23 protein-coding genes and 1 tRNA gene are annotated in these 25920 nt (G+C 46.0%); 18 read left to right on the top strand and 6 right to left on the bottom strand.

The genetic code is table 11. The features are described 5' to 3' along the window. The first annotated feature begins 264 nt into the window (after positions 1–264). Complete coding sequence (locus tag ABXS75_14560) at positions 265–465, top strand: helix-turn-helix domain-containing protein (protein ID XCP84275.1); 201 nt, start codon at positions 265–267, stop codon at positions 463–465. A 181-nt stretch (positions 466–646) separates the two neighbouring features. Here the strand turns inward: ABXS75_14560 and ABXS75_14555 are convergent, their stop codons facing one another. After that, positions 647–1570 carry an IS30 family transposase gene (locus tag ABXS75_14555; protein XCP87163.1) on the bottom strand — a complete coding sequence of 308 codons (924 nt, stop codon included), beginning with the start codon at positions 1568–1570 and terminating at the stop codon, positions 647–649. A 54-nt stretch (positions 1571–1624) separates the two neighbouring features. On the opposite strand from ABXS75_14555, the gene ABXS75_14550 reads away from it, so the two are divergent. Both ABXS75_14550 and ABXS75_14545 read left to right on the top strand, forming a co-directional pair. Next, a tRNA-Thr gene (locus ABXS75_14550) sits at positions 1625–1697 on the top strand. Positions 1698–1829: 132 nt separating this feature from the next. Continuing rightward, positions 1830–2504, top strand: a complete 675-nt coding sequence (locus ABXS75_14545) for a hypothetical protein (GenBank protein XCP84274.1) — start codon at positions 1830–1832, stop codon at positions 2502–2504. Positions 2505–2570: 66 nt separating this feature from the next. Here ABXS75_14545 and ABXS75_14540 read toward each other — a convergent pair whose 3' ends face one another. Next, complete coding sequence (locus tag ABXS75_14540; GenBank protein ID XCP84273.1) at positions 2571–3587, bottom strand: M42 family metallopeptidase; 1017 nt, start codon at positions 3585–3587, stop codon at positions 2571–2573. Positions 3588–3794: 207 nt separating this feature from the next. Here ABXS75_14540 and ABXS75_14535 point away from each other — a divergent pair, with 207 nt between their 5' ends. The 8 genes from ABXS75_14535 to ABXS75_14500 all read left to right on the top strand — a co-directional run bounded on the left by ABXS75_14535 (position 3795) and on the right by ABXS75_14500 (position 13299). Next, entirely contained in the window at positions 3795–4646 is an 852-nt protein-coding gene (locus tag ABXS75_14535; GenBank protein ID XCP84272.1) for a MurR/RpiR family transcriptional regulator, read from the top strand. Positions 4647–4901: 255 nt separating this feature from the next. Continuing rightward, on the top strand, positions 4902–6599 hold the full coding sequence (locus tag ABXS75_14530; GenBank protein XCP84271.1) for a peptide ABC transporter substrate-binding protein: 1698 nt from the start codon (positions 4902–4904) through the stop codon (positions 6597–6599). Between the two features lie 111 nt (positions 6600–6710). Continuing rightward, on the top strand, positions 6711–7640 hold the full coding sequence (locus ABXS75_14525) for an ABC transporter permease (GenBank protein XCP84270.1): 930 nt from the start codon (positions 6711–6713) through the stop codon (positions 7638–7640). Between the two features lie 8 nt (positions 7641–7648). Next, positions 7649–8572 carry an ABC transporter permease gene (locus ABXS75_14520; protein XCP84269.1) on the top strand — a complete coding sequence of 308 codons (924 nt, stop codon included), beginning with the start codon at positions 7649–7651 and terminating at the stop codon, positions 8570–8572. A 13-nt stretch (positions 8573–8585) separates the two neighbouring features. Continuing rightward, positions 8586–9599: an ABC transporter ATP-binding protein gene (locus tag ABXS75_14515; protein ID XCP84268.1), complete on the top strand. Its 1014-nt coding sequence runs from the start codon at positions 8586–8588 to the stop codon at positions 9597–9599. Positions 9600–9605: 6 nt separating this feature from the next. After that, positions 9606–10574, top strand: a complete 969-nt coding sequence (locus ABXS75_14510) for an oligopeptide/dipeptide ABC transporter ATP-binding protein (GenBank protein XCP84267.1) — start codon at positions 9606–9608, stop codon at positions 10572–10574. 17 nt (positions 10575–10591) lie between these two features. Then, complete coding sequence (locus ABXS75_14505) at positions 10592–11974, top strand: TldD/PmbA family protein (GenBank protein XCP84266.1); 1383 nt, start codon at positions 10592–10594, stop codon at positions 11972–11974. Next, complete coding sequence (locus ABXS75_14500) at positions 11971–13299, top strand: metallopeptidase TldD-related protein (GenBank protein ID XCP84265.1); 1329 nt, start codon at positions 11971–11973, stop codon at positions 13297–13299. The genes ABXS75_14505 and ABXS75_14500 overlap by 4 nt, the downstream gene beginning before the upstream one ends. 175 nt (positions 13300–13474) lie before the next feature. On the opposite strand, the gene ABXS75_14495 is transcribed toward ABXS75_14500, so the two are convergent. Continuing rightward, a complete protein-coding gene (locus ABXS75_14495) occupies positions 13475–14863 on the bottom strand; it encodes an MATE family efflux transporter (GenBank protein ID XCP84264.1) in 1389 nt (462 codons plus the stop codon). Positions 14864–15264: 401 nt separating this feature from the next. Between ABXS75_14495 and ABXS75_14490 the strand changes: the two genes are divergently transcribed. Continuing rightward, positions 15265–16929 (top strand): glutamine--tRNA ligase/YqeY domain fusion protein, encoded by a 1665-nt coding sequence (locus tag ABXS75_14490; GenBank protein ID XCP84263.1) that lies wholly within the window; start codon positions 15265–15267, stop codon positions 16927–16929. Between the two features lie 213 nt (positions 16930–17142). Here the strand turns inward: ABXS75_14490 and ABXS75_14485 are convergent, their stop codons facing one another. Beyond that, positions 17143–17877 carry a hypothetical protein gene (locus ABXS75_14485; GenBank protein ID XCP84262.1) on the bottom strand — a complete coding sequence of 245 codons (735 nt, stop codon included), beginning with the start codon at positions 17875–17877 and terminating at the stop codon, positions 17143–17145. A 335-nt stretch (positions 17878–18212) separates the two neighbouring features. Between ABXS75_14485 and cls the strand changes: the two genes are divergently transcribed. The 5 genes from cls (at position 18213) to ABXS75_14460 (ending at position 23418) form a co-directional block, all read left to right on the top strand. Beyond that, positions 18213–19802: a cardiolipin synthase gene (gene cls, locus ABXS75_14480; protein XCP84261.1), complete on the top strand. Its 1590-nt coding sequence runs from the start codon at positions 18213–18215 to the stop codon at positions 19800–19802. A gap of 247 nt (positions 19803–20049) precedes the next feature. Beyond that, positions 20050–21324 carry an adenylosuccinate synthase gene (locus tag ABXS75_14475; protein XCP84260.1) on the top strand — a complete coding sequence of 425 codons (1275 nt, stop codon included), beginning with the start codon at positions 20050–20052 and terminating at the stop codon, positions 21322–21324. Positions 21325–21540: 216 nt separating this feature from the next. Next, on the top strand, positions 21541–21912 hold the full coding sequence (locus tag ABXS75_14470) for a GntR family transcriptional regulator (GenBank protein XCP84259.1): 372 nt from the start codon (positions 21541–21543) through the stop codon (positions 21910–21912). 4 nt (positions 21913–21916) lie between these two features. After that, positions 21917–22762, top strand: a complete 846-nt coding sequence (locus ABXS75_14465) for an ABC transporter ATP-binding protein (protein ID XCP84258.1) — start codon at positions 21917–21919, stop codon at positions 22760–22762. Next, the gene (locus ABXS75_14460; protein ID XCP84257.1) at positions 22762–23418 is read left to right on the top strand and encodes an ABC-2 transporter permease; all 657 of its coding nucleotides are present in this window, start codon (positions 22762–22764) and stop codon (positions 23416–23418) included. Before ABXS75_14465 ends, ABXS75_14460 begins: the two co-directional genes overlap by 1 nt. Before the next feature lie 133 nt (positions 23419–23551). Here the strand turns inward: ABXS75_14460 and asnA are convergent, their stop codons facing one another. Both asnA and ABXS75_14450 read right to left on the bottom strand, forming a co-directional pair. Beyond that, positions 23552–24562 (bottom strand): aspartate--ammonia ligase, encoded by a 1011-nt coding sequence (asnA, locus tag ABXS75_14455; GenBank protein ID XCP84256.1) that lies wholly within the window; start codon positions 24560–24562, stop codon positions 23552–23554. A gap of 349 nt (positions 24563–24911) precedes the next feature. Next, positions 24912–25160, bottom strand: a complete 249-nt coding sequence (locus tag ABXS75_14450; GenBank protein ID XCP84255.1) for a hypothetical protein — start codon at positions 25158–25160, stop codon at positions 24912–24914. 247 nt (positions 25161–25407) lie between these two features. Between ABXS75_14450 and ABXS75_14445 the strand changes: the two genes are divergently transcribed. Then, positions 25408–25917 (top strand): SEC-C metal-binding domain-containing protein, encoded by a 510-nt coding sequence (locus ABXS75_14445; protein XCP84254.1) that lies wholly within the window; start codon positions 25408–25410, stop codon positions 25915–25917. Positions 25918–25920 lie beyond the last annotated feature (3 nt).

The raw sequence follows: 25920 nt of genomic DNA, 5'->3' as shown, positions 1-25920 counted from the left end.
ACGTATTTCGGGGAAACGGTCGATATGCGTGCATTTCTTTGAAGTTTGGTTTAATAAAATTTTATGTTTTAATTTGAATCTCCTTCATTGCTTATTATTAAAATCAATAAGGTATAAAAACTAATATTATGAGCGATATTGTAATGAATTTTAAATTCATTACAACCAAATATGTTTTATATGCTTGCATATCAGTGCATTACATGTTATCTTGATGAAAAAGATAAAACATGACTTATTTATAATACTGAAAGGATATTTAAAATGGGAAAGAATTATGAACATGTTACATATCATGATCGTTTACGGATAGAAGTACTATATCGCGCAGGACACAGCATCAGAGAGATTGCAGTTTTAACAGAGTTTAGTTATCCTACCATCTGGCGAGAAATCAATGTAAGAGGGGTGTATATTCATCGGAATAGTGACTGGACAGAGGAAAACGCACTTGTCAATACTTAGTGAATAACTTTTTCAAAAATTTTTATACATTCACTTTCTAAATCCTTTTCAGAACAAACAGCAGCTCTTTTTCCTGTTCTTTAGCCTTTCTACAGATTCATTATATAATAAAAGAGTACAAAAATAACCCCTTAATTATAAAACAATCAAGAGGATTTCTTAATTATTCTATTTTGATTATTTAAGCAGCTGTTCCCTCCCTTTCTAAATCTTGAAACATTTCATACATTTCTGATGCTGTTTTTCCATCAAATGCCGGACGTGGATAAGTATTCATCCATGCTTCCAACTCTTTTACTTCTTTTCTCGTAATACCATCAAAATTCTTACCTTTTGGATAAAACCGTCTGATCATTCGATTTTGATTCTCATTTCTGGCTCGTTCACAGCTACAATAAGCATGACAATAATATAACTTTGTGCGTGGCTTTTTATTCCTTCGCGAACGTTCCATTCCCTCAAAATCACTGAATTCTACACCATTATCAACTGTAATACTTTTAAATACTTCTCGAAACTTCTTTTCTCCCATTTCACGTTCTAAGCGATTCATTGCAGCAATTACTTCTTTGGCTGTATGATCTTTCAATGGTTCTACAATTTCTTTTAAAGTTTTCCGTTCTGTTAAAACCAAAAATGCATACTTAGATTTTCCACGCGGTCCCACCACAGTATCCATCTCCCAGTGCCCTAGTTCTTTTCGCTCTTGTATTTCTTTTGGACGCTTTTCTATACTCGTTCCTCTGCTCGCTCTTTTTTGAACTTTCATCGCCTTCTCTTTTTTCTTTTTCATTCTTGGCATCGGAAGATCTTCCATTCCTACATTGAGAAAAATTCCATTTCTTAAATAATTATATAATGTTCCTTTACAAATTTTTGTAGCAAATATATTTCCTTCCCTCTCGATATCATACAATATTGCTTCTGGTGATTTTTTTTCCTCTAAAATTTTCTTTTCTACATACTGTACAAACTGCAAATCATTCCCGATTTTTAGTTCTTTGCCATGTGTCTTTTTATTTTCATCACAGCGTCTTTGCGCCAATTCGGCACTATAACGTTTTTCCTCTGTCCAGCATAAAAGACAAAATTTATAAAAAAATATATTGACAATTTGGCGCTGGATGTGCTATATTAAATGAGTCGCTGAAATGCGCACGCTGTCTTAGCTCAGTCGGTAGAGTGCATCCTTGGTAAGGATGAGGTCGGCGGTTCAAATCCGCTAGACAGCTTATGATGACCTTGAAGATGTAGAGATATTCAAGGTCATTTTTTGTTACCAAGTATACCTAAGTGAACGTCCAGTGGACGTTCATCTCGGTATCCCGGGAAATTTTGTTCCATAGTATAAGGAGTAAGAGAAGATGAATAAAGAGATTTTCGCGGTAGATACCAAAAACAGAACATTGACCCAATGGGTGCAGGGGCTTGTTACCCTGTTTGTCGGCCTTACGATCGCACATCTTGGGGTGAGCCTGTTCCTTATCTCAGAGCTGGGATCCGATGCTTTTACGGTGATGATTCAGGGAATTGCATTGACGGTCGGGCTTTCCATCGGCACCGTGCATGTGATCGCGCTGATCTTTCTCATGGTGGTCATGGCGCTTACCACAAAAGGGTACGTAAAGCCGGGAACGGTGGTATGTGCGTTCTGCGGGGGCTGGATCATTGATCTGTTCCTCTGGTTGATCGGGGACAGGATTTCGGCCGCATCCCCGATGCTGCTTCGCATTGCGGTGATGCTTGCCGGCTGTGTGATCCTGAGTTTTGGAATGTCCATTGTGATTGAGAGCAATAGCGGCACGGGACCAAATGATCTGGTCGCCATTATCCTGACGGATAAGCTGAATCAAAAGAGAAATGTGCAGTTCAGGACAGTACGGGTATGCTGCGATCTCTTCTTTGTGATAGCCGGTTTCCTGCTGGGAGGCAGATTTGGTATAGGTACGATCGCTGCCGCATTTTTGGTCGGACCGGTGGCACAGTTCTTTTTGCCGAAGAGTAGAATGTTAATAAAAAAATGCTTTCCCTCATTGTAGCGGAAAGCATTTTTAATTGCCAAGCATACCTAAGTGAAGGCTTAGTTGACCTTCATCTCGGTATTATTATTCTGTTACATAAGCCTTCAGAAGCTGGAAGGTATTCTTTACGCCGTCCATATGGGAGCGCTCATAGTTGTGAGAGGCATATACGCCAGGCCCGATCAGCCCGTGACGGATATCGTAGCCGCTCTTCAGGGTAGATTCCACGTCGGAGCAGTAGTACGGATATACATCAATCGCATAGGCAAGATTATGAGCCTTCGCTGTGGCAACAAGTGCGCTGGTCACATCGTAGTTGTAAGGACCGCCGGCATCCTTTGCGCAGATGGAAACCATGCGCTCTGTACATTCCAGATCTCCACCGACACAGCCCATATCAACGGAAAGCATCTCCGTTGTATCTTCCGGAACATAGCTTCCGCCGTGTCCTACTTCCTCGTAAACGGTAAATACAAGAGAAACTTTACGGTTCAGAGAAAGCCCCTCGTCTTTGATGCATTTTGCCAGTCCAAGAAGAATAGCAGCGGACAGTTTGTCGTCAAGGAAACGGCTCTTGATGTATCCGCTTTCGGTAACCGTTGTGCGCGGGTCCAGTGCGATGTAATCACCGACCTGAACGCCCAGAGCTTTGGTTTCTTCCCTGGAGCCTACGTTCTCGTCCAGAAGAATCTCCATGTTCTTCTCTGCACGGTCCGGCTTCTCGTCAGCCACATGAGCGGATGGCTCAGTATTCAGGATCACGCCGGTGTAGACCTTGCCGTCGCGGGTATGTACGGTACAGTTCTCGCCGTCAGCGGTTCCCCACTGATGTCCGCCGATGGTCGTCGGGCGAAGACGGCCGTTGTCCTTGATCGCGCGGACCATAGCGCCAAGCGTGTCCACATGTGCCGCAAGAAGAAGCGGATTTCCCTCACCGCCTAAGGTAACGTGAATGTTGCCTTTGTTGGAAAGATAGGGGTCATAGCCCAGATCTTTAAGTGTCGCCATAACATATTCAGCCACCTCGTGGGTAAAACCGGAGGGGCTTGGAATGGAAGTAAGAGCTTTCAACTGCTCTGCAATGTAGGTATAAATTGCCATAATAACATTTCCCCCTAGATTATAGTATTTACTTTATATTTTAAACGTTTTGATAAAAAAATACAATATTTATTGCAGAGAAAATGATTTAATAGTATAATTTTACATGTTAGCACAGAAAAGTGTAGGCGCATTGAGTAGTAAGAATATAAGAATACTATAATTTTGTAAGTCAGTGTGAAATGTTTGAATATAGAGGAGAAAGTTATGGATATCACGGCAAGAATCGATAGAGTTTACTTAAATATGACGAAAAAGCAGAAGCAGATTGCAGACTATATGAGGGATAACGCAGAGAAGATGGCGTTCATCACATTGAAGGATTTAAGCGCAGAGGTCGGAGTGACGGAGATGACGGTCCTTAACATGTGTAAGACGCTGGGCTATAACAGTTTTAATGAAGTGAAATACGAGTTCCGCAAGCTGATCAATCAGAATATCCGAGGGGGCTTTTATCGTCAGAATGAATATTTCAATACGGCAGTTCCGGACTATGAGCTGGAGAATAAAGAGAAGCTGATGATGGATATCTGCCATGAAGAGACGCAGCTCATGGCGGAACTGGAGCAGAATTTTAACAGCCATCATATATTAGAGGTGGCAAAAATGTTTTTATCCTATAAGAGAATCGTTCTCTGCGGAAGAGGAATTTCTTATCAATTATGTGAGTATCTGGCATGCGGACTTGCGTCGGTGGCAATTTCGACGCTCCTGGTAAATACGGAGCTTAATGACAATGTCTATTCGCTGCTTCCTTGTATTGATGAAGAGGTGCTTATGGTAGCGGTATCATTTCCTGACTACTATTTTATGACGAAAAATCTTGCTGAATATGCGAAAGAGAAAGGTGCGAAGATCGTGGCGATCACGGATGTGGCAGATTCGGAAATCACGGAGGTGGCCGATGAGATATTCCTGGTGCGAAGTACCACCCGCCTGGCATTAAATACAATCTCTGCACCGGCAGCTTTCATCAATCTTCTGGTATCAGCTGTGAAACTGCAAGGCGGAATGGAGCGCGCGGAGTGTATCGGAAAAGAGTTCAGCGAGATGTTCTGATAGAAGGAATTTATCGGAAAATATTAAGGGGTTAGAACTTTAATCTGGCGATGCGTTAACGGAGAACAACGGAACGCTTCTTCTCTATGGGCATATTATAGTAAAAACTTTAAAGAAAATATACAAAGTTCACAAAAAGTAGGATTTGCCAATAGTTTTTATAGACATGTTTTAAAGTAAATGCTATAATAGATAAGTATTATAAAACAATAGAAAATGTGCATAAGGATGCACAGGAGAAGGAGGTTTTGTTTTATGAAGAAGAGATGGCTTGCTCTTTTACTGACAGGCGTTATGGCATTATCCCTGACAGCCTGCGGTGGCGGAGACAAAAAGTCAGAAGGAGAAGGCAAAGGCGGCGATGAGGGAGGCGGACAGTATATCAATACATATCTTGCTGCCGAACCGACCACAATGGATGTCAGCCTTCGTTCTGACACCTATTCCAGCGAGATCATGATGAACGTAATGGAAGGTCTGATCCGTATTGAGCAGAGAGACGGCAAGTATGAGGTTATGCCGGGAGATGCTGAGAGTTGGGAAGTAAACGACGAGGGTAATGTATGGACTTTCCACCTTGGCGAAGACAGAAAGTGGAACGACGGTGAGCCGGTTACCGCTGAACAGTATGTATACTCTCTGCAGAGAAGTGCTGATCCTGCAACAGGCTGTCCGAACTCTTATTTTGTATCTCCGATTCTGAACTACGACGCAGTCAGCACAGGGGAAAAACCGGTAGAAGAACTGGGTGTTAAGGCTTTGGACGAGCACACACTCGAGATTACACTGACAAGCCCGATGGCAAGTTTCCTGGAGAGTACCGATGCAAGTATTTTCTATCCGCAGAGAAAAGATATCGTTGAGAAGTACGGCGACCAGTATGGTGCTGAGGCAGCGAATCTGGTATATAACGGACCGTTCGTACTGACTGAATGGAACCATAACAGTTCTCTGAGAATTGAAAAGAATGATCAGTACTGGGATAAGGACAATGTTGATTTGGACTATGTTGATTATCAGATTCTGAAAGATACCACATCTATTGCAAACGCATATGACAGTGGACAGATTGATTTCATCACAGTCAGCTCACAGGAACAGCTTCAGAAATATGAGGCAGATGACAGCAATGTTCTGACCAATATCTCAGGCGGAACCATCAGCTTCCAGTTCTACAACACAACAGACCCGATCATGTCTAACGTGAATATCCGTAAGGCATTTTCTCTGGGCGTTGATATTGAGGATATGAATGAGATCGGATTCAGCGGACTTCGTGAGCCACTTTATGGCTGGATTGCACCGGCGCTTTCTGTAGACGGAAAGAGCATGCGTGAAGTAGCAGGAGATACGAACAAAGAGCTGAAAGAAGAGCTTGAGGCTTCCGGAAAGACTGCAAAAGACGTTCTGATCGAAGGTATGAAGGAACTTGGACTTGGCGATGATCCGTCCAAACTTGATGTTACTTACTCTCTGGCAGGAACAGACGACTGGTATCATACCTTTGGTGAGTATCTGCAGCAGGTATACAAAGAATCTCTTGGCATCAACCTGAAGATCGATTTCAGTGAGTGGGATATCTTCTCAGATAACCTGACCAACGGAAATTATCAGATTGGTTTCATGGCCTGGGGAGCTTACTACAATGATCCGTACGATATGCTTAGTATCCATCTGTCAGACTTCAACCAGATTTCTTCTAACTGGAAGAATGAGGAATACGATGCTCTGTGTAGAGCTGGTATGACAGAGATGGATCCGGAGAAACGTATGCAGAATTATGTTGATGCAGAAAGAATCCTGATGGAGGATTATGTGGCTTGCCCGTTTGCGACAAGTGTTTCGCATCAGTTCTCTAAGTCATACGTACATGACAAATATGCAGAGTACGGCCAGGATAATCTGTACTTCATCCATCCGGGTTGGAAGAACGTATACGTAGAGGGAAGATAGGAAAGTCCATATCGGAAGATGACAGTATAATTGATGAGACAAAACGGGTTATTATGGGGCTAGGATACTGTAATAGCCCGTTTTTTTCATCGCTAAAGGAGGGAAATGTCTGTGGTAAAGTATGTATTGAAGCGTATCGGATACATGATAGTAACGCTTTTCGCAGTTGCGACTATCACGTTCTTTTTGATGAGAAGTATTCCGGGTGACCCGCTTGCAAGTATGGCGAGAACACTGCCGGAACAGACAAAAGCAAATTTCTATGCAAAATACGGTCTTGATCAGCCGCTGTTCAACCAGTATCTGAAGTATATGAAGGGACTGGTTACACTGGACCTTGGAGAGAGTATCCTGTATGCGGGACGTTCTGTCAGCGGTGAGATTGCAAGAACCTCACCTATCTCAGGTGCAGTAGGAGGGACTGCTCTGGTTATTGGTACCTTGATTGGCGTGTGCCTCGGTATTGTCGCGGCACTCAATAAGAACAGGTGGCCGGACTACATAGTCATGTTCATTGCGATTTTGGGGGCGACGATACCAGTCTTCGTGCTAGCCTCCCTGATGCAGTATATCTTTGCAGTAAAATTAGGAGTGACGCCGGCTTCCGGCTGGGGAAAACCGGAACACATGATCTTACCGGTAATTGTAATGAGCTTTAGTTCGGTTGCGACCTATGCCCGTTATATTAAATCCAGTATGCTGGATACCCTGAATCAGGATTATGTATTGACGGCAAGGGCAAAGGGTCTTAGCGAGAAGAAAGTAATCTTCCGCCATGTGCTTAGAAACTCTTTGCTTCCGGCAGTTACCATTTTCTCAAGCAGCGTTGTCGGTGTATTTACGGGAGCGTTCGTTACCGAGAGAATGTTCTCCATTCCCGGTATCGGATTCTATTATATAACCTCTATTAACAACCATGATTATACGATGGTTATGGGTACTACAGTCTTCTACGCGGTACTGTTTATCGTGATGCAGTTTGTAGTGGATTTCGTATACATGGTCATTGACCCGCGTATCAGAGTGGCGTCAGATAAGTAGGAGGTGTTATGATGCAAAGTATCCCAAAAGAAAAATTACAGATTATAGGAATAGAAGATAACGGAGTGGAGGCGACCTCGAGGCCGCGGGTCGGATATTTTCAGGATGCCTGGAGAAGACTCCGTCAGAATAAAGTGGCTACACTTGCTTTGTTTCTCCTTTTAGCCATTGTAGTCATGGTCATCATCGGACCAAAGCTTAGCGGCTATGCTTTTGAAGAGGTAGATAAGACCGTAATCAATCAGGGGCCGAATGCAAAGCACTGGTTCGGTACAGATAAACTGGGACGTGACATCTTCGCCCGTGTATGGATCAGCGGACGTGTGTCTCTTACGATCGGTATTCTTGGCGCATTTATTTCGGCGGTAGCCGGCTGTATCTATGGTGGACTTGCTGCTTACTTTGGCGGCATGGTAGATAACATCATGATGCGTATCGTAGAGGTTCTGATCAGTGTGCCGTACCTGATCATTGTTATTGTGTTATCCCTGGTATTTGACAGTAAAGGTATGTTTACCCTGATCCTTGCGATGACGATCACCGGCTGGTGTGGTATGGCGCGTATGGTCCGTGCGCAGATGCTGTCTATTAAGAATGAGGAGTTCATTCTTGCGGCACAGGCGCTTGGCGTAAAACCGTGGAAGATCATTGTGCGCCACATGATTCCGAATACCCTTAGTACCGTAATCGTTTCCATCACCTTTGATATTCCGGGTTACATTTTCTCAGAGGCGTTCCTTAGTTATATCGGACTTGGTATTCAGCCGCCGAACACCAGCTGGGGTGCCATGGCATCGGCAGCGCAGGCACAGTTTACATTCTATCCGTACCAGTTGTTCTTCCCGGCGTTTATGATCGCACTTACCATGCTTTGCTTTACCTTGCTTGGTGATGGACTTCGAGATGCACTGGATCCGAAATTGAGAAAGTAGAGGGGCGAGAATTATGGAAAAAATATTAGATGTTAATAATTTACAAGTTTCTTTCCATACCTATGCGGGAGAAGTAAAGGCTGTCCGTGGCGTAAGTTTTGAATTGAATGAGGGCGAGACCCTTGCTTTCGTAGGCGAATCTGGTTGTGGAAAGACCGTTACGGCAAAGGCGATCATGCGACTTTTGATGCCGCCGTTTGCTGAGATTAAAGAAGAATCACATATTCAGTATCGCGATAAAGATGTCATGAAGATGACGAAGAAGGAGCTGCAGGCTTATCGTGGGGATGAAGTCAGTATGATCTTCCAGGACCCGATGACTTCTCTGAATCCGACTATGACGATCGGAAAACAGATTATGGAGGGTCTGATCCTTCATCGCAATCTGGATAAAAAGACAGCAAGAGAAGAAGCAATCAAGATGCTGAAGATGGTTAAGATCCCGGACGCAGAAAAACGTGTGGATGCATATCCGCATCAGCTTTCCGGTGGTATGCGTCAGAGAGTTATGATTGCGATCGCACTTTCCTGTAATCCGTCTCTGCTTATCGCCGACGAGCCGACGACAGCCCTTGACGTTACGATTCAGGCGCAGATCATGGACCTTTTAGGCGAGCTGAAAAAGGAATTGAACACGGCGATCATTCTGGTAACACACGACCTGGGAGTTGTAGCGAACTTCGCAGACCGCATTCAGGTTATGTATGCAGGCCAGGTTATCGAGCGCGGAACTGCTCGTGAGATTTTCTATAATGCAAAACACCCGTACACCTGGGCGCTTCTTTCTTCCGTACCGAGACTGGATACGGAGAACAAGCAGGATCTGTATGCTCTCCAGGGTACCCCTCCGGACCTGATCCTCGAGATGAATCACTGCCCGTTTGCTGCAAGATGCGAATACTGCATGGGTATTTGTAAAGAGGCTATGCCGGAAGAGACACTTGTCGATGGAACGCATAAGGTATCCTGCTGGCTGCAGCATCCGGACGCGCCGAAGGTAAAATCATATTACGATAAGGAGGTGTAGAGGGCGATGAGTGAAAGATTAGTAGAAGCAAAAAATCTGTGTAAATATTTCTCCGTTGGAAAGAAAGGGACACTGAAAGCTGTCGACAATGTCAGCCTCTACATCAATAAAGGTGAGACACTGGGACTGGTTGGAGAGTCAGGCTGTGGTAAGACGACCTGTGGACGTACCATCTTAAGACTGTACGATCCGACATCCGGCCAGGTAACATTTGACGGAAAAGATGTAAGCCAGTTAAAGGGCAAGGAACTTCTTGATTTTAAGAAACGTGCCCAGATCATTTTCCAGGATCCGTACTCCTCTCTGGACCCGCGTATGACGATCGGTGAGATCATTGCGGAAGGAATGGATGTACATTGTAACTATACGGCAAAAGAGAAGGATGAGAAGGTTGCCGAGCTCTTAAGAAGTGTTGGTATGAACCCGGATTTCGCGAACCGCTTTGCACACGAGCTTTCTGGTGGACAGCGCCAGCGTATCGGTATCGCGCGTGCTCTTGCGATCGACCCGGATTTCATCGTCTGTGATGAGCCGATCTCTGCTTTGGATGTGTCCATTCAGGCGCAGGTAGTAAACCTTCTTATCAAGCTGCAGAAGGAGAGAGGGCTGACTTATCTGTTTATCTCTCATGACCTTTCCATGGTAAGACATATCTCTGACCGCGTAGGCGTTATGTACCTGGGAAGTCTGGTGGAGATGACGGCCAGTCATGAGATCTTCTCGAATCCGCAGCACCCGTATACCAAGATCCTGATGTCGGCAATTCCGCTGGCAGATCCGGATGCGGAGAGTGCAAAGAACCGGATTGAGATCCAGGGTGAGGTTCCAAGTCCGATTAACGCACCGAGCGGATGTAAATTCCGTACCAGATGTCCTTATGCTACAGATATCTGCGCACAGGAGGCACCTGCACTTACAGAGATCGCACCGGACCATTATGTTGCGTGCCATCACTGCAAGGAGATTAATAAATAGTTAGGAGAAAGATAGCGATGTTGTCACAGGGTATGATTGAGAACATTTTGGATGAGGCAGCGCTTAGAGGAGCGGATTTCGCTGAGGTGTATGACGAGAGTAAGACCCTGCAGGAAACCCTCGCGACCCAGAAGACGGTAGAACAGTGTCAGATGGGAAGAGAGAGCGGAGTCGGAATCCGAATGTTCAAAGATGGAAACTGTTACTACGGATATACGAACCAGCGGACAGAGGCAGCTCTGTCCGGTCTGGTAAAGGATTTGACAAAAGCAATGAAGAAAGGGCAGACTTCACGAATTGCCCTTGGTGAAAAGAAGATCTATTCTATGGGTCCAGACGTGATTCTGGCGACAAAACTGCCGTCAGAGAAGAGGATGGAGCCGCTTCGCCGTGCGATTCGCGCAGGTATGGAATACGATGAGGAGATCGTGCAGATGCGCGTGAAGCTCACGGATATGGAGCAGGAAGTCCAGATCGCGAATACGGAAGGGCTTTTTGTGCAGGACACCCGTGTAAAGACTCGTCTTTATATTGGGGCTTATGCGCAAAATGGCGATGATATTCAAAGTGGATATTACGGCCCGGGTGCTATGAGAGGCCATGAGTATTATGATTTGATCGATGTGGAGGCCTGTGCCCGGGAAGCGGCAAGACAGGCCAAGGTAGTGCTTCATTCCGAGCCTTGTCCCGGCGGACAGATGAGTGTGGTCGTGGATAACGGATTCGGCGGACTGGTGTTCCATGAAGCCTGCGGACACAGCCTCGAGGCGACCGTGATCGCAAAGAACGCATCGGAATTCTGTGGGAAACTGGGGCAGAAGATTGCTTCGGATATCGTGACGCTGGTGGACGATGGTTCTCTTGCAAATGAGTGGGGTTCCCTTCACATAGATGATGAGGGAACACCGACGCAGAAGAATATTCTGATCGAGAATGGTATCTTAAAGAGTTATATGGTAGACCGCCTGAATGGTATGCGTGCAAACCTCGCACCGACAGGTTCTTCCAGAAGGCAGAATTACAAATTTGCTCCGGTCGCACGTATGACGAATACCTATATTGCTCCGGGTAAGAGTAAGCCGGAGGAGATCATCCGGGCAACGGAGCGTGGATTATTCGTAAAAGCGATCAACGGTGGTTCGGTAGAACCGGCCACAGGTGATTTCAATTTTAGTACCGGTGAATGCTATCTGATCGAGAATGGTAAGATCACCACCCCGGTAAGAGGAGCAACCTTGATCGGAAACGGAGGTACTGTCCTTAAGAACGTGGATATGGTCGCAGACGATTATGATCTGCGTCAGGGATTCTGTTATGCGTCAAGCGGCGCATTATATATCGGAGCCGGGCAGCCGACGCTCCGCATCAGCAATATGACAGTGGGAGGGATTAAGTCATGATAAATACGTTTATTCAGGAATTTACAGAAGCAGCCCACAGTCATGAGATCTGCAACTTACAGTTCTATACCGAGGAGGTCCGCAAGGTGTCGGTGAATGTGTACCAGGGCGCTCCGGAGAGTAATTTTCAGAGCGAAGTGGCAGGCTGCTACGTGCAGGGCGAATATCAGGGTAAGACAGGATATGTCTATATAGAAGATTTCTCAAAGGAGCTGTTCGAGGGCGAGATTGCGGATTTGAAAGAAGTAGCGATGCTTTCAGATGCAGAGGGCAGCGTGAATGCGCTCACAGAAGTGAAGTGTGAGAAGCAGGAGCAGCTTACGGCTGTGGATATTCTTGCAGAGCGTTTGATCCAGGCGGAGAAGGAAGCGCTCGCGGCACATCCGGGCGTGAAGAAGTTCAATCATTTTCAGTGCGGCGAGATTATTCGCAGGATTTCCATTCGGAATGATCAGGGCGGTTGTATGGAAGATGAGAACAAATATGCCTTTTTCGGCGTAAATGCAGAGGCGGAAAAGGACGGAGTCGTGCAGATTGCAGGTGGAGAGATTCTAGCGCTTTCTGCAGAAGAACTGGATATGTCGGCGGCAGCTACGGAAGCGGCAAGCGAGGCCGTAGGAATGCTGGCTGCACAGCAGATTAAGACGGGAACCTATCCGGTCATCCTTAAGAACAGCGTGATCTGCGAGATGCTGGGCATGTTCGTCAAGAATTTCGCGGCAGATACGGTTCACAAGGATTTAAGCAAGCTGGCGGGTAAGAAGGGCGAGAGGATTGCCTCCTCTATCGTGAATCTTGTGGAAGATCCGAAGCTGCCGGGTGGAGCAAATCAGAGAGCCTTCGATGACGAGGGAACGCCGACGAGCCGTAAGGAGATCGTGAAAGATGGCGTGCTTCAGATGTTCCTGTATAATCAGGAAGAGGCGAAGAAGGATGGCGTGGCGTCTACTGGAAACGGATTTAAAGAAAGCTGCCGCAGTAAACCGGGAGTGTTCGTTACGAATCTGAAGCTGGAGGGCGAGACTAAGCCGCTTGAAGAACTGATGCGTGATATGGGAGACGGACTTTACATCACGAATTGCGATGGTATGTTCGCCGGAGCAGATCCGGTGAGCGGCAAGTTCTCACTGATTTCCAAGGGCTATCAGATTGAGAACGGCGAGATTGACGGAAGCGTCAACCAGATTACGGTGGCAGGCAATTTCTATGACATGTTACAGGTGATCGAGGGTATTGGAGAGGATTACCTGATGAACAACGGAGATGGAGGTATGATTATTGCACCGTCCATCTATGTGAAAGAATTGGTAGTTTCCGGATTGTAATATTTGGAGGACTGACAAATATACAGAATAGTTTGCCAGAGAAAATGCCGCGGGAAAGAATCCTGCGGCATTTTCTTTGACATGCATACTTGAGTGAAGATCCAGTGGACCTTATTTCAATCGGTACGCCTAAAAAAGAAGGTTCACTGAATTTTCTTTATAGGAATATAGGCAACTAATTTGTCCGAGTAAGCTTATTATGCTTTTCCAGGCCATGTATCCAGTCGGATTTGAGATAATAGATCGTAAATACGGTGCTGCTCAGGGTCCAGGTGATCGGGTAAGCCCAGAACACAACATTGATGACCGGGATAAAATGAATGGCGATGGATATGTAAGATACACGAATCACACACCAGCATATCATCATAACAAACATCGGAACGGTGGAACGTCCGGCCCCTCTCATGATACCTGCCATACAGTGCGAATAAGCAAGCAGACAGTAGAAGAGGGAAATCGTTCGTGCCTCGGCCACTCCAAACGCGACAGCCTCAGCGTTCCCGCCAAAAGCCGTGATCAGGTAAGGAGCAAAAAGGTAAACGCAGACTCCGATAAGCTCAGCCATGGTAATAGAGCAGAGAATTCCGAAGATGGAGCCCTTCTTAGCCCGTTCATATTCTTTCGCTCCCAGATTCTGGCTGATATAAGTTGTCAGCGCCATAGAGAAACAAGTCACCGGCAGGAAACCGAACCCCTCCACCTTGGAGTAGGAGCCACAGCCCGCAACTGCCAAAGATCCGAATTTGTTAATGTTGGACTGCACGAATACATTTGCAAGCGCGATAATCGAGTTCTGAATACCGGCCGGGATACCGTTCGAGATATTCTGCCTGAGCATACCCGGATATAACCGAATCTCGCGCGGGTAAAGGCGGATTTCCTCCGGATTTTTAAGCAGCTGGCGAAAACACAGGCCGGCGCTCAAAAACTGGGAAATAGCGGTGGCAAGGGCAGCAGCCCCCACGCCGAAACCAAAGCCGGCGATCAGTACCAGATCCAGAACTACGTTGGTCACAGAAGAGATGATCAGGTAGATCAGAGGATGCCGGCTGTCGCCTAAGGCCTGCAGGATACCCATAAAGCAGTTATACATAACGAATCCCAGGGCCCCGCAAAAATAGGTGCGGAAATATATAAGAGAGTTCGGAAGAACCTCTTTGGGAGTGCCCATAAGCACCAGAATCTGCGGCGCGGCGATCTGACCGATGATGGTAAGGAGAAGACCGCAGCAGAGTCCGAATCCCACGGTAGTGTGCAGAGCCTTTTTCAGGTTGCGGTAATCCTGTGCACCGAAATATTTACCGATCACAACTCCGGCACCGATGGAAAGACCATTAAAAAATCCGACCATCAGGAAAATGAGAGAACCGGAAGAACTGACAGCAGCAAGGGCGTTACTACCAAGAAAATTCCCCACGATCAAGGTGTCCGCCGTGTTATAAAGCTGCTGAAATACATTACCCCAAAAAAGCGGAATCGCAAACATGATGATGCGCTTCCAGATGGGACCTTCTGTCATAAGAGTTGCAGAAGATTTTGCCATAGTTTGTTTGACCCCCATTCTTTTAAAATTCAACAAAATTATAGTTTACTCTAAAAACACTATAATAGAATAAAGTATATACTTTAATTATAGAAACACTATTTAGAAAAGTCAACCATATTGAGAAAAACTATTGGTAAAAGATTTGGAACTCTGTTTAGCCGGCAGATATACCTAAAATAAGGTGTGGTGGTCCGCTTTAGCAAAAAAGCACAGTGAAGAAGCATAGAAGGAAAAATTGTTGTCCTTATGGAAAAATTATGGTAAACTTAAGAACAGGACTGAAATAAGCTGCGAAGTATGCTATTGTACCAGAGGTATGTGGCATGGCGCAGTTGCCATGCATACCTGAGTGAACGTCCACCGGACGTTCAGCTCGGTGGATTTAATAGATTTAGAGAATTCAAGGAGGATTTACCATGCCAGAAGAAGTGGTGTCTAAGAATTTTATTGAGCAGGAGATTGAGAAAGATCTGAAGGAAGGCGTGTATGATCACGTCTGCACCCGTTTTCCGCCGGAACCGAACGGGTATCTGCATATCGGACATGCCAAGTCGATTCTTCTGAATTACGGTTTGGCTAAGAAGTATAACGGAACCTTCCACATGCGTTTTGATGACACGAATCCGACGAAGGAGAAGACGGAGTTCGTAGATTCGATCAAGGAAGATATCAAGTGGCTGGGAGCGGACTGGAAGGAACATCTGTATTTTGCTTCCGATTATTTTGATACGATGTATGAGTGCGCGGTAAAGCTGATCAAAAAGGGAAAGGCTTATGTTTGCGATCTGACTCCGGAGGAGATCCGGGAATACAGAGGAACGCTTAAGGAACCGGGAAAGGACAGCCCCTACCGGAACAGAAGCGTGGAAGAGAACCTGGAATTATTTGAAAATATGCGTGCCGGCGTATATAAGGACGGCGAGAAGGTGCTGCGCGCGAAGATTGATATGGCGTCGCCCAACATCAATATGCGTGACCCGATCATTTACCGTGTGGCACATATGAGCCACCACAATACGGGAGACAAATGGTGCATTTACCCAATGTACGATTTCGCTCATCCGATCGAGGATGCGGTGGAAGGGATCACGCACTCCATCTGTACGCTGGAATTCGAGGATCACAGGCCGCTTTACGACTGGGTGGTACGGGAATGTGAATTTGTAAATCCGCCCCGCCAGATCGAATTCGCGAAGATGTATCTGACCAACGTCGTTACAGGAAAGAGATATATTAAGAAACTGGTGGAAGATCATATCGTGGACGGCTGGGACGACCCGCGTCTGGTATCCATCGCAGCGCTTCGCCGCCGCGGATTTACGCCGGAGTCGATCAAGAACTTTGTGGACCTCTGCGGAGTATCCAAAGCGCAGGGCTCCGTGGATTATGCGATGCTGGAATACTGTATCCGCGAGGATTTGAAGCTGAAAAAACCGCGTATGATGGCGGTGATCGACCCGATAAAGCTGGTGATCGACAACTATCCGGAAGGGGAGATTGAATATCTGGATGCCCCGAATAACCTGGAGAACGAGGAGCTTGGCGTAAGACAGATTCCGTTCGGAAGAGAGCTTTATATCGAGAGAGAGGATTTCATGGAAGAACCTCCGAAAAAATATTTCCGTCTGTTCCCGGGCAATGAAGTCCGCCTCATGAACGCCTATTTTGTAAAATGTGTTGATTATGAGAAGGATGAGAATGGAAATGTAACGGTCGTACATTGTACTTACGATCCGGAGACCAAGAGCGGAAGCGGATTTACCGGAAGAAAAGTAAAGGGAACGATCCATTGGGTATCCGCAGCTCAGGCGGTGAAGGCGACGGTGCGTTTGTACGAGAATCTGGTGGATGAGGAGAAGGGCGTTTATAACAAAGAAGACGGTTCACTGAATCTGAACCCGAACTCCCTTACGGTAAAGGAAATCTATGTGGAGCCGAACTTTGAGGGAGCAAAGGCATACGACAGCTTCCAGTTCGTGCGGCAGGGATATTTCTGCGTAGATGCGCACGATTCCCGCCCGGATGCGCTGGTATTTAACCGGATCGTATCCTTGAAGAGTTCCTTTAAACTGCCGAAATAGAATGCGAGAGAGTCAAAAGAGAATGTAAAAGAAGAAAAATGCAAGACGCCTTTGCGTCAGGAATCCGGTTTGACCGGGTCTCTGAAGCAGAGGCGTTTTTAAATGCCGGGCATTCTCTGTTGGAAGTGCCCGGCATGTTATTCTTTTTTGTGGCCAGTTTTTTCAATTGTTTATATTTTTGTGGCCAATTTCTTTGCTGGCAGACGCTTTGAATTATTCTGCGTCGACAGCCTCCTTTGACTCCCTGGCTTCCTCGGCTGTATCCGGAACAGCTTCTTCGGCGGTTTCGTCAACTTCCTGGGCGGTGCCGACAGCTTCGGCAGCGGTCTCAGTGGCTTTTTCCGCGGTTTCGTCAGCTTCCTCGGCAGTAGCTTCCACAACCGTTTCGGCAGTATCCTTTACTTCCTCTGCCGTTTCTTTTACTTCTTCCTTTACCTCTTCCGCTTTCTCTTCAGCGGCGGCAAATTTCTCTTCCACAGCGGCGTCAGCTTCCTCCACAGCTCTTGCGGTTCTTTCCTTTACTGCTTTTGCAGAGGCAGAGACTTTTTCCTTTACCGCTTTTGCGGTGTCAACTGCTTTTTCTTTGACGATCTTTGCAGTATCGACAGCTTTTTCCTTAACGGTCTTTACCGTGTCCTCCGCAATATCTTTTGCGGCGTCGGAAACGTCGTCAAGAGCTTCCTTCGCACTCTCAGCGGCCTCCTCGGCAGCGTCCTTTGCGTCTTCCAATTTTTCTTTTGCGGCGGGAGAAGGATTGAGCGGGGTGTATCCGCGCTGAGATACTTCTCCGAGGTCGTCGTCTAATTCAAAATCCGTGGTGTCGAAATCTTCATCGAATTCATCTTCCTGCTCGGACTGGAATTTTTTCTTAAACCAATAATATGCGCCTGCTCCTGCAGCGGTGGCTGCAGTTAAACCTAACAGAATCTTACCAAATTTTTTTGACATAATGTAACTCCTTTCTTATATACTATGCTCATTTTTTTGCATGTATAAACATTTATATTGTAATACTTTTTTGGGAAAAGGGGAAGTTAAAATTTTATAAATAGGATAAAATTACCAAATTTTTTAAAAATCTGCAGGCAAAATCGGAAAATAAGACAGATTTCATAAAAAGTTGAGGAAATGAGAGTTTTGTGTTACTATGTACAATATTGCTGGAGAATTATTGCCGGGGAATTTAAAAGGGCGTTATTTTAAAAGGAACATACCCATGGCTCCGGCAGATTTGTAATAAGAATGGCACGGCAAAGGAATTGGGAAAGGACTGGAAGATTTACATGGCGGAAAAGGAAGTCAGACATCGCGATAAAAGTCAGAGTATGAGTAAAAAAGCGAAAAATAAAGTATTCGGAGTCATTTACAGCCGTACAGCGGTGGTGATCGGGCTTTTGCTTTTGCAAATCGGCCTGATGCTGTTTTCGCTGACCTACCTGGAAGGGTACACGAATTATATGTACGGTATTTTCATTATTTTGACGATGATCGCCGTAATTTATATTATGAATGATAAAGGCAATCCGGAGGCGAAGCAGACGTGGCTTCTTTTCGTCCTGCTGGTTCCTATCGTTGGAGTGGGGTTTTATATTTTTCGGAAAACGGAGCTTGGTACGCGGTATCTCGGGGGAAGATTGGAGGCACTGCGCATGGAGACGGAGCCCTATATGCGTCAGAATGAGGAGATCGTGTCCACCATGAGGAGCAGCCGTATGGCAAACGCCAATCTGTCACATTTCCTCTATCATAAGGTGGGATTTCCGACGTATGGAAATACAAAGGCGCAGTTCTTCCCGTTGGGGGACGACAAATTCCCGGTTCTGGTGGAGGAGCTTAAGAAGGCGGAGCATTTCATTTTCATGGAGTATTTCATCGTAGAAGAAGGAATCATGTGGAATACGGTTCTTGAGATCCTGCAAAGGAAGGTGCAGCAGGGCGTGGAGGTCCGGTTCATGTACGACGGAATGTGCAGCGTATTCATGCTCCCTTATGAGTATCCGGAAAAACTCAGGGAAATGGGAATTAAGTGCAAACAGTTCGCACCGATCAAACCGATCTTATCTACCAGCCAGAACAATCGGGATCACCGAAAGATCTGCGTGATCGACGGAAAAGTGGCCTTTACAGGCGGCGTCAATCTGGCGGACGAGTATATCAACCAGAAGGAGCGTTTTGGGCATTGGAAGGATACGGCAATCATGATCGAAGGAGATGCCGTGCAGAGCTTCACCATCATGTTCCTGCAAATGTGGAATGTGACCGAGAAGGTTCCGGAAGAGTACCGAAAGTATTTGACGAAAAAGCGCCGCGGCTTTCGGCGGGAGTACGGGTACATGATCCCTTATGGGGACAGTCCCTATGACAATGAAAATGTGGGAGAAGAGGTGTATTTCCACATCTTGAATCACGCCAAGAAATACGTGCATATTATGACGCCTTATCTGATTCTGGATAATGAGATGATCACAACGCTCACCCGGGCGGCAAAAAGCGGGATCGAGGTGAAGATCATTATGCCTCATATTCCGGATAAGCCTTACGCGTTCTATCTCGCCAAGACGTATTATGAAGAGCTGATCGAGAATGGGGTGCAGATTTACGAGTATATGCCGGGATTTGTGCACGCGAAGATTTTTGTTTCCGATGACGACACTGCGACAGTCGGGAGCGTTAACCTGGATTACCGGAGCCTCTACCTGCATTTTGAATGCGGTGTGTTCATTTACCATAATCCGGTGGTTTACGATATCGAGAAGGATTTCCAGCAGACGCTTGCAAAATGCCATAAAGTGACGCTTATGGAGGTGCGGAACCGGAGCCAGTACACGAAAATATACGGACAGCTTCTGCGTCTGGTCGCGCCGCTCATGTAATTTGAGGTGCTGCATATACCTGATATAAGGTACGGTAGGCCCTGTTTTGGTTGCAGGACATTTCTGAAATGAGGTACGGTGGACTTTATTTTGGCGGATTTTGGGGCTTTTGCGGAAAATAGGAGTATACATTTGAGGAAAAATGTAGTATAATCTTATCGTTGATTTTGGGTATCTGAGGGTACGGATATCCATATACAAGCGAAGCGTGTGAAAGCCGCGCTTTTAGAATTCAGGAGGAATTATCATGGTAAAAGCAGTAGTAGGTGCGAACTGGGGCGACGAAGGAAAGGGCAAGATCACAGATATGCTTGCTGAGAAAGCGGATATCATCATTCGTTTTCAGGGCGGTGCGAATGCCGGTCATACAATCATCAACGACTATGGCAAATTTGCACTCCATACACTACCGTCAGGCGTGTTCTACGAGCACACGACCAGTATTATAGGAAATGGAGTGGCGGTGGATATTCCGGTATTGTTCCATGAGATCCAGTCCATTATCGACAGAGGCGTTCCGTCTCCGAAGATTCTGGTTTCCGAGCGTGCGCAGATGGTGATGTCTTATCACAAGAATTTTGATGCGTATGAGGAGGAACGTCTGGGAGGCAAATCCTTCGGCTCTACGAAATCAGGAATTGCACCGTTCTATTCTGATAAATATGCAAAGATTGGTTTCCAGATCAGTGAGCTCTTCGATGAAGAGTTGTTAAGGGAGAAGGTAAAGCGTGTGGCAGAGCAGAAGAATGTCCTTCTTGAGCATCTGTACCACAAGCCGCTGATCAATCCGGACGAGCTTTTTGCAGAACTGATGGAATATAAGAAGATGGTCGAGCCGTATGTGTGCAATGTTTCCCTGTTCCTGGATCAGGCAATCAAGGAAGGCAAGGAGATTCTTCTTGAGGGCCAGCTCGGCACACTTAAGGACCCGGATCACGGAATCTATCCGATGGTTACTTCTTCTTCTACGCTTGCGGCTTACGGCGCAATTGGTGCCGGTATTCCACCCTATGAGATCAAGCAGGTGATCACGGTATGTAAGGCATATTCCAGCGCTGTCGGTGCGGGAGCATTTGTAAGTGAGATTTTCGGTGAGGAGGCAGATGAACTGAGACGCCGCGGTGGTGACGGCGGAGAGTTCGGAGCAACGACCGGACGCCCGAGACGTATGGGCTGGTTTGACTGTGTGGCATCCAAGTATGGCTGCCGTCTGCAGGGAACGACGGACGTGGCATTTACCGTGGTAGATGTTCTCGGATACCTGGACGAGATTCCGGTATGCGTGGGATATGAGGTGAACGGTGAGGTGACGAAGGAATTTCCGACCACACATCTTCTGGAGAAGGCAAAGCCGGTATTGGTGAAACTTCCGGGCTGGAAGTGCGATATCCGCGGTATTAAGAGGTATGAGGACCTGCCGGAGAACTGCCGGAACTATATCGAGTTCATTGAGAAAGAGATAGGTTATCCGATCACGATGGTTTCCAATGGACCGGGAAGACATGATATTATTTTCAGATAGATCGTGTAGCTTTTGCTGTTAAATTTGATAAGATGGAGAGCGTATTTGATTCAGGTGCGCTCTCTTTTTTGCTGCCAAACATACCTAAGTGAAGGGGCGGTGGAAATTTATCCCGGTATTTCAATAGAGTTATTAAAAAATTCAAGATAAACAGTATAAAACAGTTGACAACAGTTACTGACTGTTATATACTGTTTACAACGAAGGAGGGGTAACATGAAGTTGATTATTAACCATTCCTCCATGCAGCCGATCTATGAGCAGATCGTAGATCAGATTAAGGGCAAGATCATGCAGGGGGAATTACAGGAAGAGACGATGCTGCCGTCTGTTCGTACTTTAGCTAAAGAACTTAAGGTCAGTGCACTGACCGCCAAGAAAGCATACGATACCCTGGAAGAAGAAGGGTTCGTCATTACGGTGCATGGCAAAGGGAGCTTTGTGGCATGCGCCAATCAGGAACTGATGCTGGAGCAGAAACGCAAGGAAGTGGAGACCGATTTGGAGATGGCCATCCGAAAAGGTAGAAGCTGCGGGATGAGCGATCAGGAAATGAAAGAATTATTTGAGCTTGTTTTGGAGGACTAACGAGATGCTTAGATTAAAGAATGTGAAGAAAAAGTATGACGGATTTGAGCTGAATTGTACGATGGAGGTACAGCCCGGGCGCATCACCGGATTGATTGGTAAAAATGGGGCGGGAAAAAGTACCACCTTTAAGGCAGCCCTGGGATTGATAAGGCCAGATAGCGGTGAGATAGAGTTATTCGGAAAGCCCATTCAGAAAATTACGAAGACAGATCGGGAGGATATCGGAGTCGTGCTCGCGTCTTCCGGTTTTTGCGGAACACTCAGCATAAAGGATCTGCTTCCGGTGCTTCAGAATCTTTATCATGGATTTCAAAAAGAAGAGTTTTTAAAGAGATGTAAGGAGTTGGAACTGCCTGCCGATAAATTGATCAATCAATTTTCTACCGGAATGAGGCAGAAGCTGCATGTCTTGATTGCGATTTCCCACCAGGCAAGGTTACTTATCCTGGACGAACCGACAGCGGGAATGGACGTGATCGCAAGGGATGAACTTTTGGATATCCTGCGCGATTATATGGAATCGGGAGACAGGTCTATCCTGATCAGTTCCCACATTTCCGCCGATTTGGAAGGGCTGTGTGATGATATCTATATGATAAATGACGGGGAAATCATTCTGCATGAGGACACGGATGCACTTTTAGATGCGTATGGACTTCTTAAGATGAGCAGTGAACAGTTTGAGAAAACGGACAGACGCTATATTTTGCGCTACAAAAAAGAAAGATTTGGGTATAGCTGCCTGACAGACCAGAAACAGTTTTATCTGGATAACTACCCGGAGGTTGTGGTGGAAAAGAGCAATATTGACGAAGTGATTTTGATGATGTCGAGAGGTGAAGCATAATGAAAGCATTATTGATCAAGGATTTTAAGCTGCTTAAGAATCAAAAAACATTTTTTGCGACATTTGGACTTTTGGGAATCGTATTTATACTGGTATTTGATGATCCCACATTTTCAATCTTTTATATGACCATCGCACTTTCGTCCTTTGTGCAGAGTACTATTGCTTATGACAATTATAATGACGGAGCAGCATACCTTTTTTCTCTGCCGGTTAACAGAAGAGAATATGTGCGGGAAAAATACATTTATAATTTTATCATGACGGGGAGTGCCATTCTTTTTACCGGTGTGTTGTCCGGAATCGTACTGCATATCCGGCAGAGAGGGATTCCCGGTGGATATATACTAACATGTATGATTGCGGCATTTGTGATAGCAAATATTTCAAATGCGTTGACAATACCGATTGACTTGAAATTTAAGCCGGATAAAATAAGGTTCTGTTCTATGCTTGTATGGGGGCTTCTGGTGGTGCTGGGATTGTTATTCACATTTATTTGTGATAAAATCGGGGTCAATATGTATGATCTGATTGGAAAGTTATTTACAGATTACCGTGTGCAGATGTTGTTGGCAGCCGGCGTGGTGATGGTCGGAGTCATGCTCCTTTCTTACCTGTGTTCGGTCAGGATCATGGAGAGAAAAGAGTTTTAGAGGGCAGCCTATATCGGGAAAAATCCTGCGAACCGTTTATATGTCATAGGACGCATTTTCTTATGAAATGGAAAAAGCCGGGGCAAATGCCAGGGAAAAAGAGTTCCCCAAAAGCATTTGTCCCGGCTGATTTTTACAGCAGATGCAGATCATGCTCCGCAGCGTATGTCATCACATCTTCCGGCCAGATAGAGGACTGCACCTCCCCGATGTGGGCCTTGCGCAGATAGAACATACAGATACGGGACTGACCGATTCCTCCGCCTACCGTGTAGGGAAGCTCCCCATTTAAAAGCGCCTTCTGGAAGTCGAGCTGGGCCCTCTCCTCACAGCCTGAGATCCGAAGCTGGCGCTTCAGAGCTGCCTCGTCCACGCGGATTCCCATGGAAGAGAGCTCCAGAGCGATATCAAGGAGCGGATAGTAAACGATGATATCACCGTTCAGTTCCCAGTCGTCATAGTCCGGCGCCCGTCCATCATGCGGTTTGCCTGAGGCCAGAGTCTTGCCGATCTGTTTTACGAAAATGGCGCCCTTGGCCTTGGCATAGCGGTGTTCTCTTTCCTTCGGCGTCAGATCCGGATACAGGGTTTCCAGTTCCTGGGAGGTAACGAAGGTGATATCGTCCGGCAGGAAGGCATCTATGTAGTTGTAACGGCGTGCCATGAACTGCTCGGTCTCTTTTAATGCGCTGTACACTTTGTTTACGGTGTATTCCAGGGTCTCCATGTTGCGCTCTTCTTTGGAGATCACTTTCTCCCAATCCCACTGATCCACATAAATAGAGTGAATATTGTCCGTCTCCTCATCTCTGCGGATCGCGCTCATGTCCGTGTAAAGCCCCTCTCCTGAATGAAAGCCGTAGCGCTTGAGGGCGTAACGTTTCCATTTGGCAAGAGAATGGACGATCTCTACCTCCTTGTCGTTCTGTTCCTTGACTCCGAAGGATACAGGGCGTTCCACGCCGTTCAAGTTATCGTTAAGGCCGGTCTCCGGGCGCACGAAGAGGGGCGCGGATACACGGGTCAGATGCAGTGCCTTTGCCAGCGCACGCTCAAAATGGTCTTTGACTTCCTTGATCGCGACTTCGGTCTCGCGGATCGTAAGCGGCGCGTGGTAGTTTTCCGGTATGATTAGATTTTCCATGCGTATCTTCCTTTCTGTTGCACTATACTCTTCCTAGTTTATGTAAAACTCGGGAAAATGTCAATCAGAATTTCTTAAGAAATGCAGCAGAGAAATTTTAGAAACTGTCCACAGGGTAGTCACATTTGCGAAGTATGATAAATAAAGTAAGAGTTGCAAAGATTATGTCATAGACACGGGAATGCCATCATATAATGAAAATGTCGGGGATTAGACAGAAATAAGGGGAAAGGAGATTCGTATATGCAAAAGGAAAAACAAGTAAATACGCGGGAAAGTCTTTCGATGGAAGAATATTTAAGCAGAAGAAAAAAATTAAAAGAACAGGAACAGGTAATCCCCCGGAGGATTATTTTAACTTATCCTCCGGTGTGGATTCGGTAATGTCCATCTTCCGGGAGTCGTTCCGCCTGGACAGCCGATAGAACAGGGTATACGCATAGAGAAGCACCGGGACCAGAATCGTGCAGGCGACGGAGGCTTTGAACAGCCACATGGTTCTGCTGTCATCAAGCAGGGCAAAAATCAGGGTACACGCATACATACCAATGAGGAGAAAGACTCCTACAAGCGCCAGAATTCGTTTCGTTTTTTTCATAAGGAACCCTCTTTTCAGTGTTTTTATATAAGACTTTATCTCATTATATATAGAAAAATGCATTTCTACAAGAAAATGTTTTGCAAAGACAGTAGAAATGCTGTATGATATATGAAGTAAATGTCAGACTTGACGGAACTTACAGAATGCCGATGCGGATATGGAAAATGGCCATGTGAGGCGCGCCAGAAAGAAGAGAATGAGCCGGATAGTCTGCGGGAGTAAGAATAAAAGGAGAATTTGCACGATGAGTACATTATTAGAACAGTGGAGAGATACTGCATATTCTAAGGAAATGGACCAGAATGAACTCCAGAAGTTCTGGGGCACCTATTTCCAGATTGAAAAAGAGATTTATGCGAAATTGCTGGAAAACCCGGACGAGGAAGTAAAGGGTACGGTGAAAGAGCTGGCCGAGAAGTATGGCGTGGAAGTATTTACTATGACGGGGTTCTTAGATGGAATAAACGATAGTCTTAAGACTCCGAATCCGATCGAGACCATGGATGAGGATACCGAGGTAAGTCTTGGATTTGATAAAGAACTGCTCTATAAGAACATGGTAGATGCCAAGGCAGACTGGCTTTATGAGCTTCCCCAGTGGGAGGCGATCTTTGACGAGGAGACGAGGAAAGCGCTTTACAAGGAGCAGAAGAATTCCCGTACAGTTCATGTGGAGAAGAAAGTATACCCGAATGATCCTTGTCCGTGCGGAAGTGGAAAGAAATATAAAAAGTGCTGTGGAAAGAATAAATAGGCC

Source organism: Roseburia hominis (genome assembly GCA_040702975.1).
In the GTDB taxonomy this organism is placed as follows: Bacteria; Bacillota; Clostridia; order Lachnospirales; family Lachnospiraceae; genus Allocoprococcus; species Allocoprococcus hominis_A.
This window is presented reverse-complemented; position numbering and strand designations above follow the sequence as displayed.

Bases quoted from the DNA above. Each gene is read 5' to 3' on its own strand.
- ABXS75_14560 (XCP84275.1), top strand. From the start codon at position 265: ATGGGAAAGAATTATGAACATGTTACATATCATGATCGTTTACGGATA.
- ABXS75_14545 (XCP84274.1), top strand. From the start codon at position 1,830: ATGAATAAAGAGATTTTCGCGGTAGATACCAAAAACAGAACATTGACC.
- ABXS75_14540 (XCP84273.1), bottom strand. From the start codon at position 3,587: ATGGCAATTTATACCTACATTGCAGAGCAGTTGAAAGCTCTTACTTCC.
- ABXS75_14535 (XCP84272.1), top strand. From the start codon at position 3,795: ATGGATATCACGGCAAGAATCGATAGAGTTTACTTAAATATGACGAAA.
- ABXS75_14530 (XCP84271.1), top strand. From the start codon at position 4,902: ATGAAGAAGAGATGGCTTGCTCTTTTACTGACAGGCGTTATGGCATTA.
- ABXS75_14520 (XCP84269.1), top strand. From the start codon at position 7,649: ATGATGCAAAGTATCCCAAAAGAAAAATTACAGATTATAGGAATAGAA.
- ABXS75_14515 (XCP84268.1), top strand. From the start codon at position 8,586: ATGGAAAAAATATTAGATGTTAATAATTTACAAGTTTCTTTCCATACC.
- ABXS75_14510 (XCP84267.1), top strand. From the start codon at position 9,606: ATGAGTGAAAGATTAGTAGAAGCAAAAAATCTGTGTAAATATTTCTCC.
- ABXS75_14505 (XCP84266.1), top strand. From the start codon at position 10,592: ATGTTGTCACAGGGTATGATTGAGAACATTTTGGATGAGGCAGCGCTT.
- ABXS75_14500 (XCP84265.1), top strand. From the start codon at position 11,971: ATGATAAATACGTTTATTCAGGAATTTACAGAAGCAGCCCACAGTCAT.
- ABXS75_14495 (XCP84264.1), bottom strand. From the start codon at position 14,863: ATGGGGGTCAAACAAACTATGGCAAAATCTTCTGCAACTCTTATGACA.
- ABXS75_14490 (XCP84263.1), top strand. From the start codon at position 15,265: ATGCCAGAAGAAGTGGTGTCTAAGAATTTTATTGAGCAGGAGATTGAG.
- ABXS75_14485 (XCP84262.1), bottom strand. From the start codon at position 17,877: ATGTCAAAAAAATTTGGTAAGATTCTGTTAGGTTTAACTGCAGCCACC.
- cls (XCP84261.1), top strand. From the start codon at position 18,213: ATGGCGGAAAAGGAAGTCAGACATCGCGATAAAAGTCAGAGTATGAGT.
- ABXS75_14475 (XCP84260.1), top strand. From the start codon at position 20,050: ATGGTAAAAGCAGTAGTAGGTGCGAACTGGGGCGACGAAGGAAAGGGC.
- ABXS75_14470 (XCP84259.1), top strand. From the start codon at position 21,541: ATGAAGTTGATTATTAACCATTCCTCCATGCAGCCGATCTATGAGCAG.
- ABXS75_14465 (XCP84258.1), top strand. From the start codon at position 21,917: ATGCTTAGATTAAAGAATGTGAAGAAAAAGTATGACGGATTTGAGCTG.
- ABXS75_14460 (XCP84257.1), top strand. From the start codon at position 22,762: ATGAAAGCATTATTGATCAAGGATTTTAAGCTGCTTAAGAATCAAAAA.
- asnA (XCP84256.1), bottom strand. From the start codon at position 24,562: ATGGAAAATCTAATCATACCGGAAAACTACCACGCGCCGCTTACGATC.
- ABXS75_14450 (XCP84255.1), bottom strand. From the start codon at position 25,160: ATGAAAAAAACGAAACGAATTCTGGCGCTTGTAGGAGTCTTTCTCCTC.
- ABXS75_14445 (XCP84254.1), top strand. From the start codon at position 25,408: ATGAGTACATTATTAGAACAGTGGAGAGATACTGCATATTCTAAGGAA.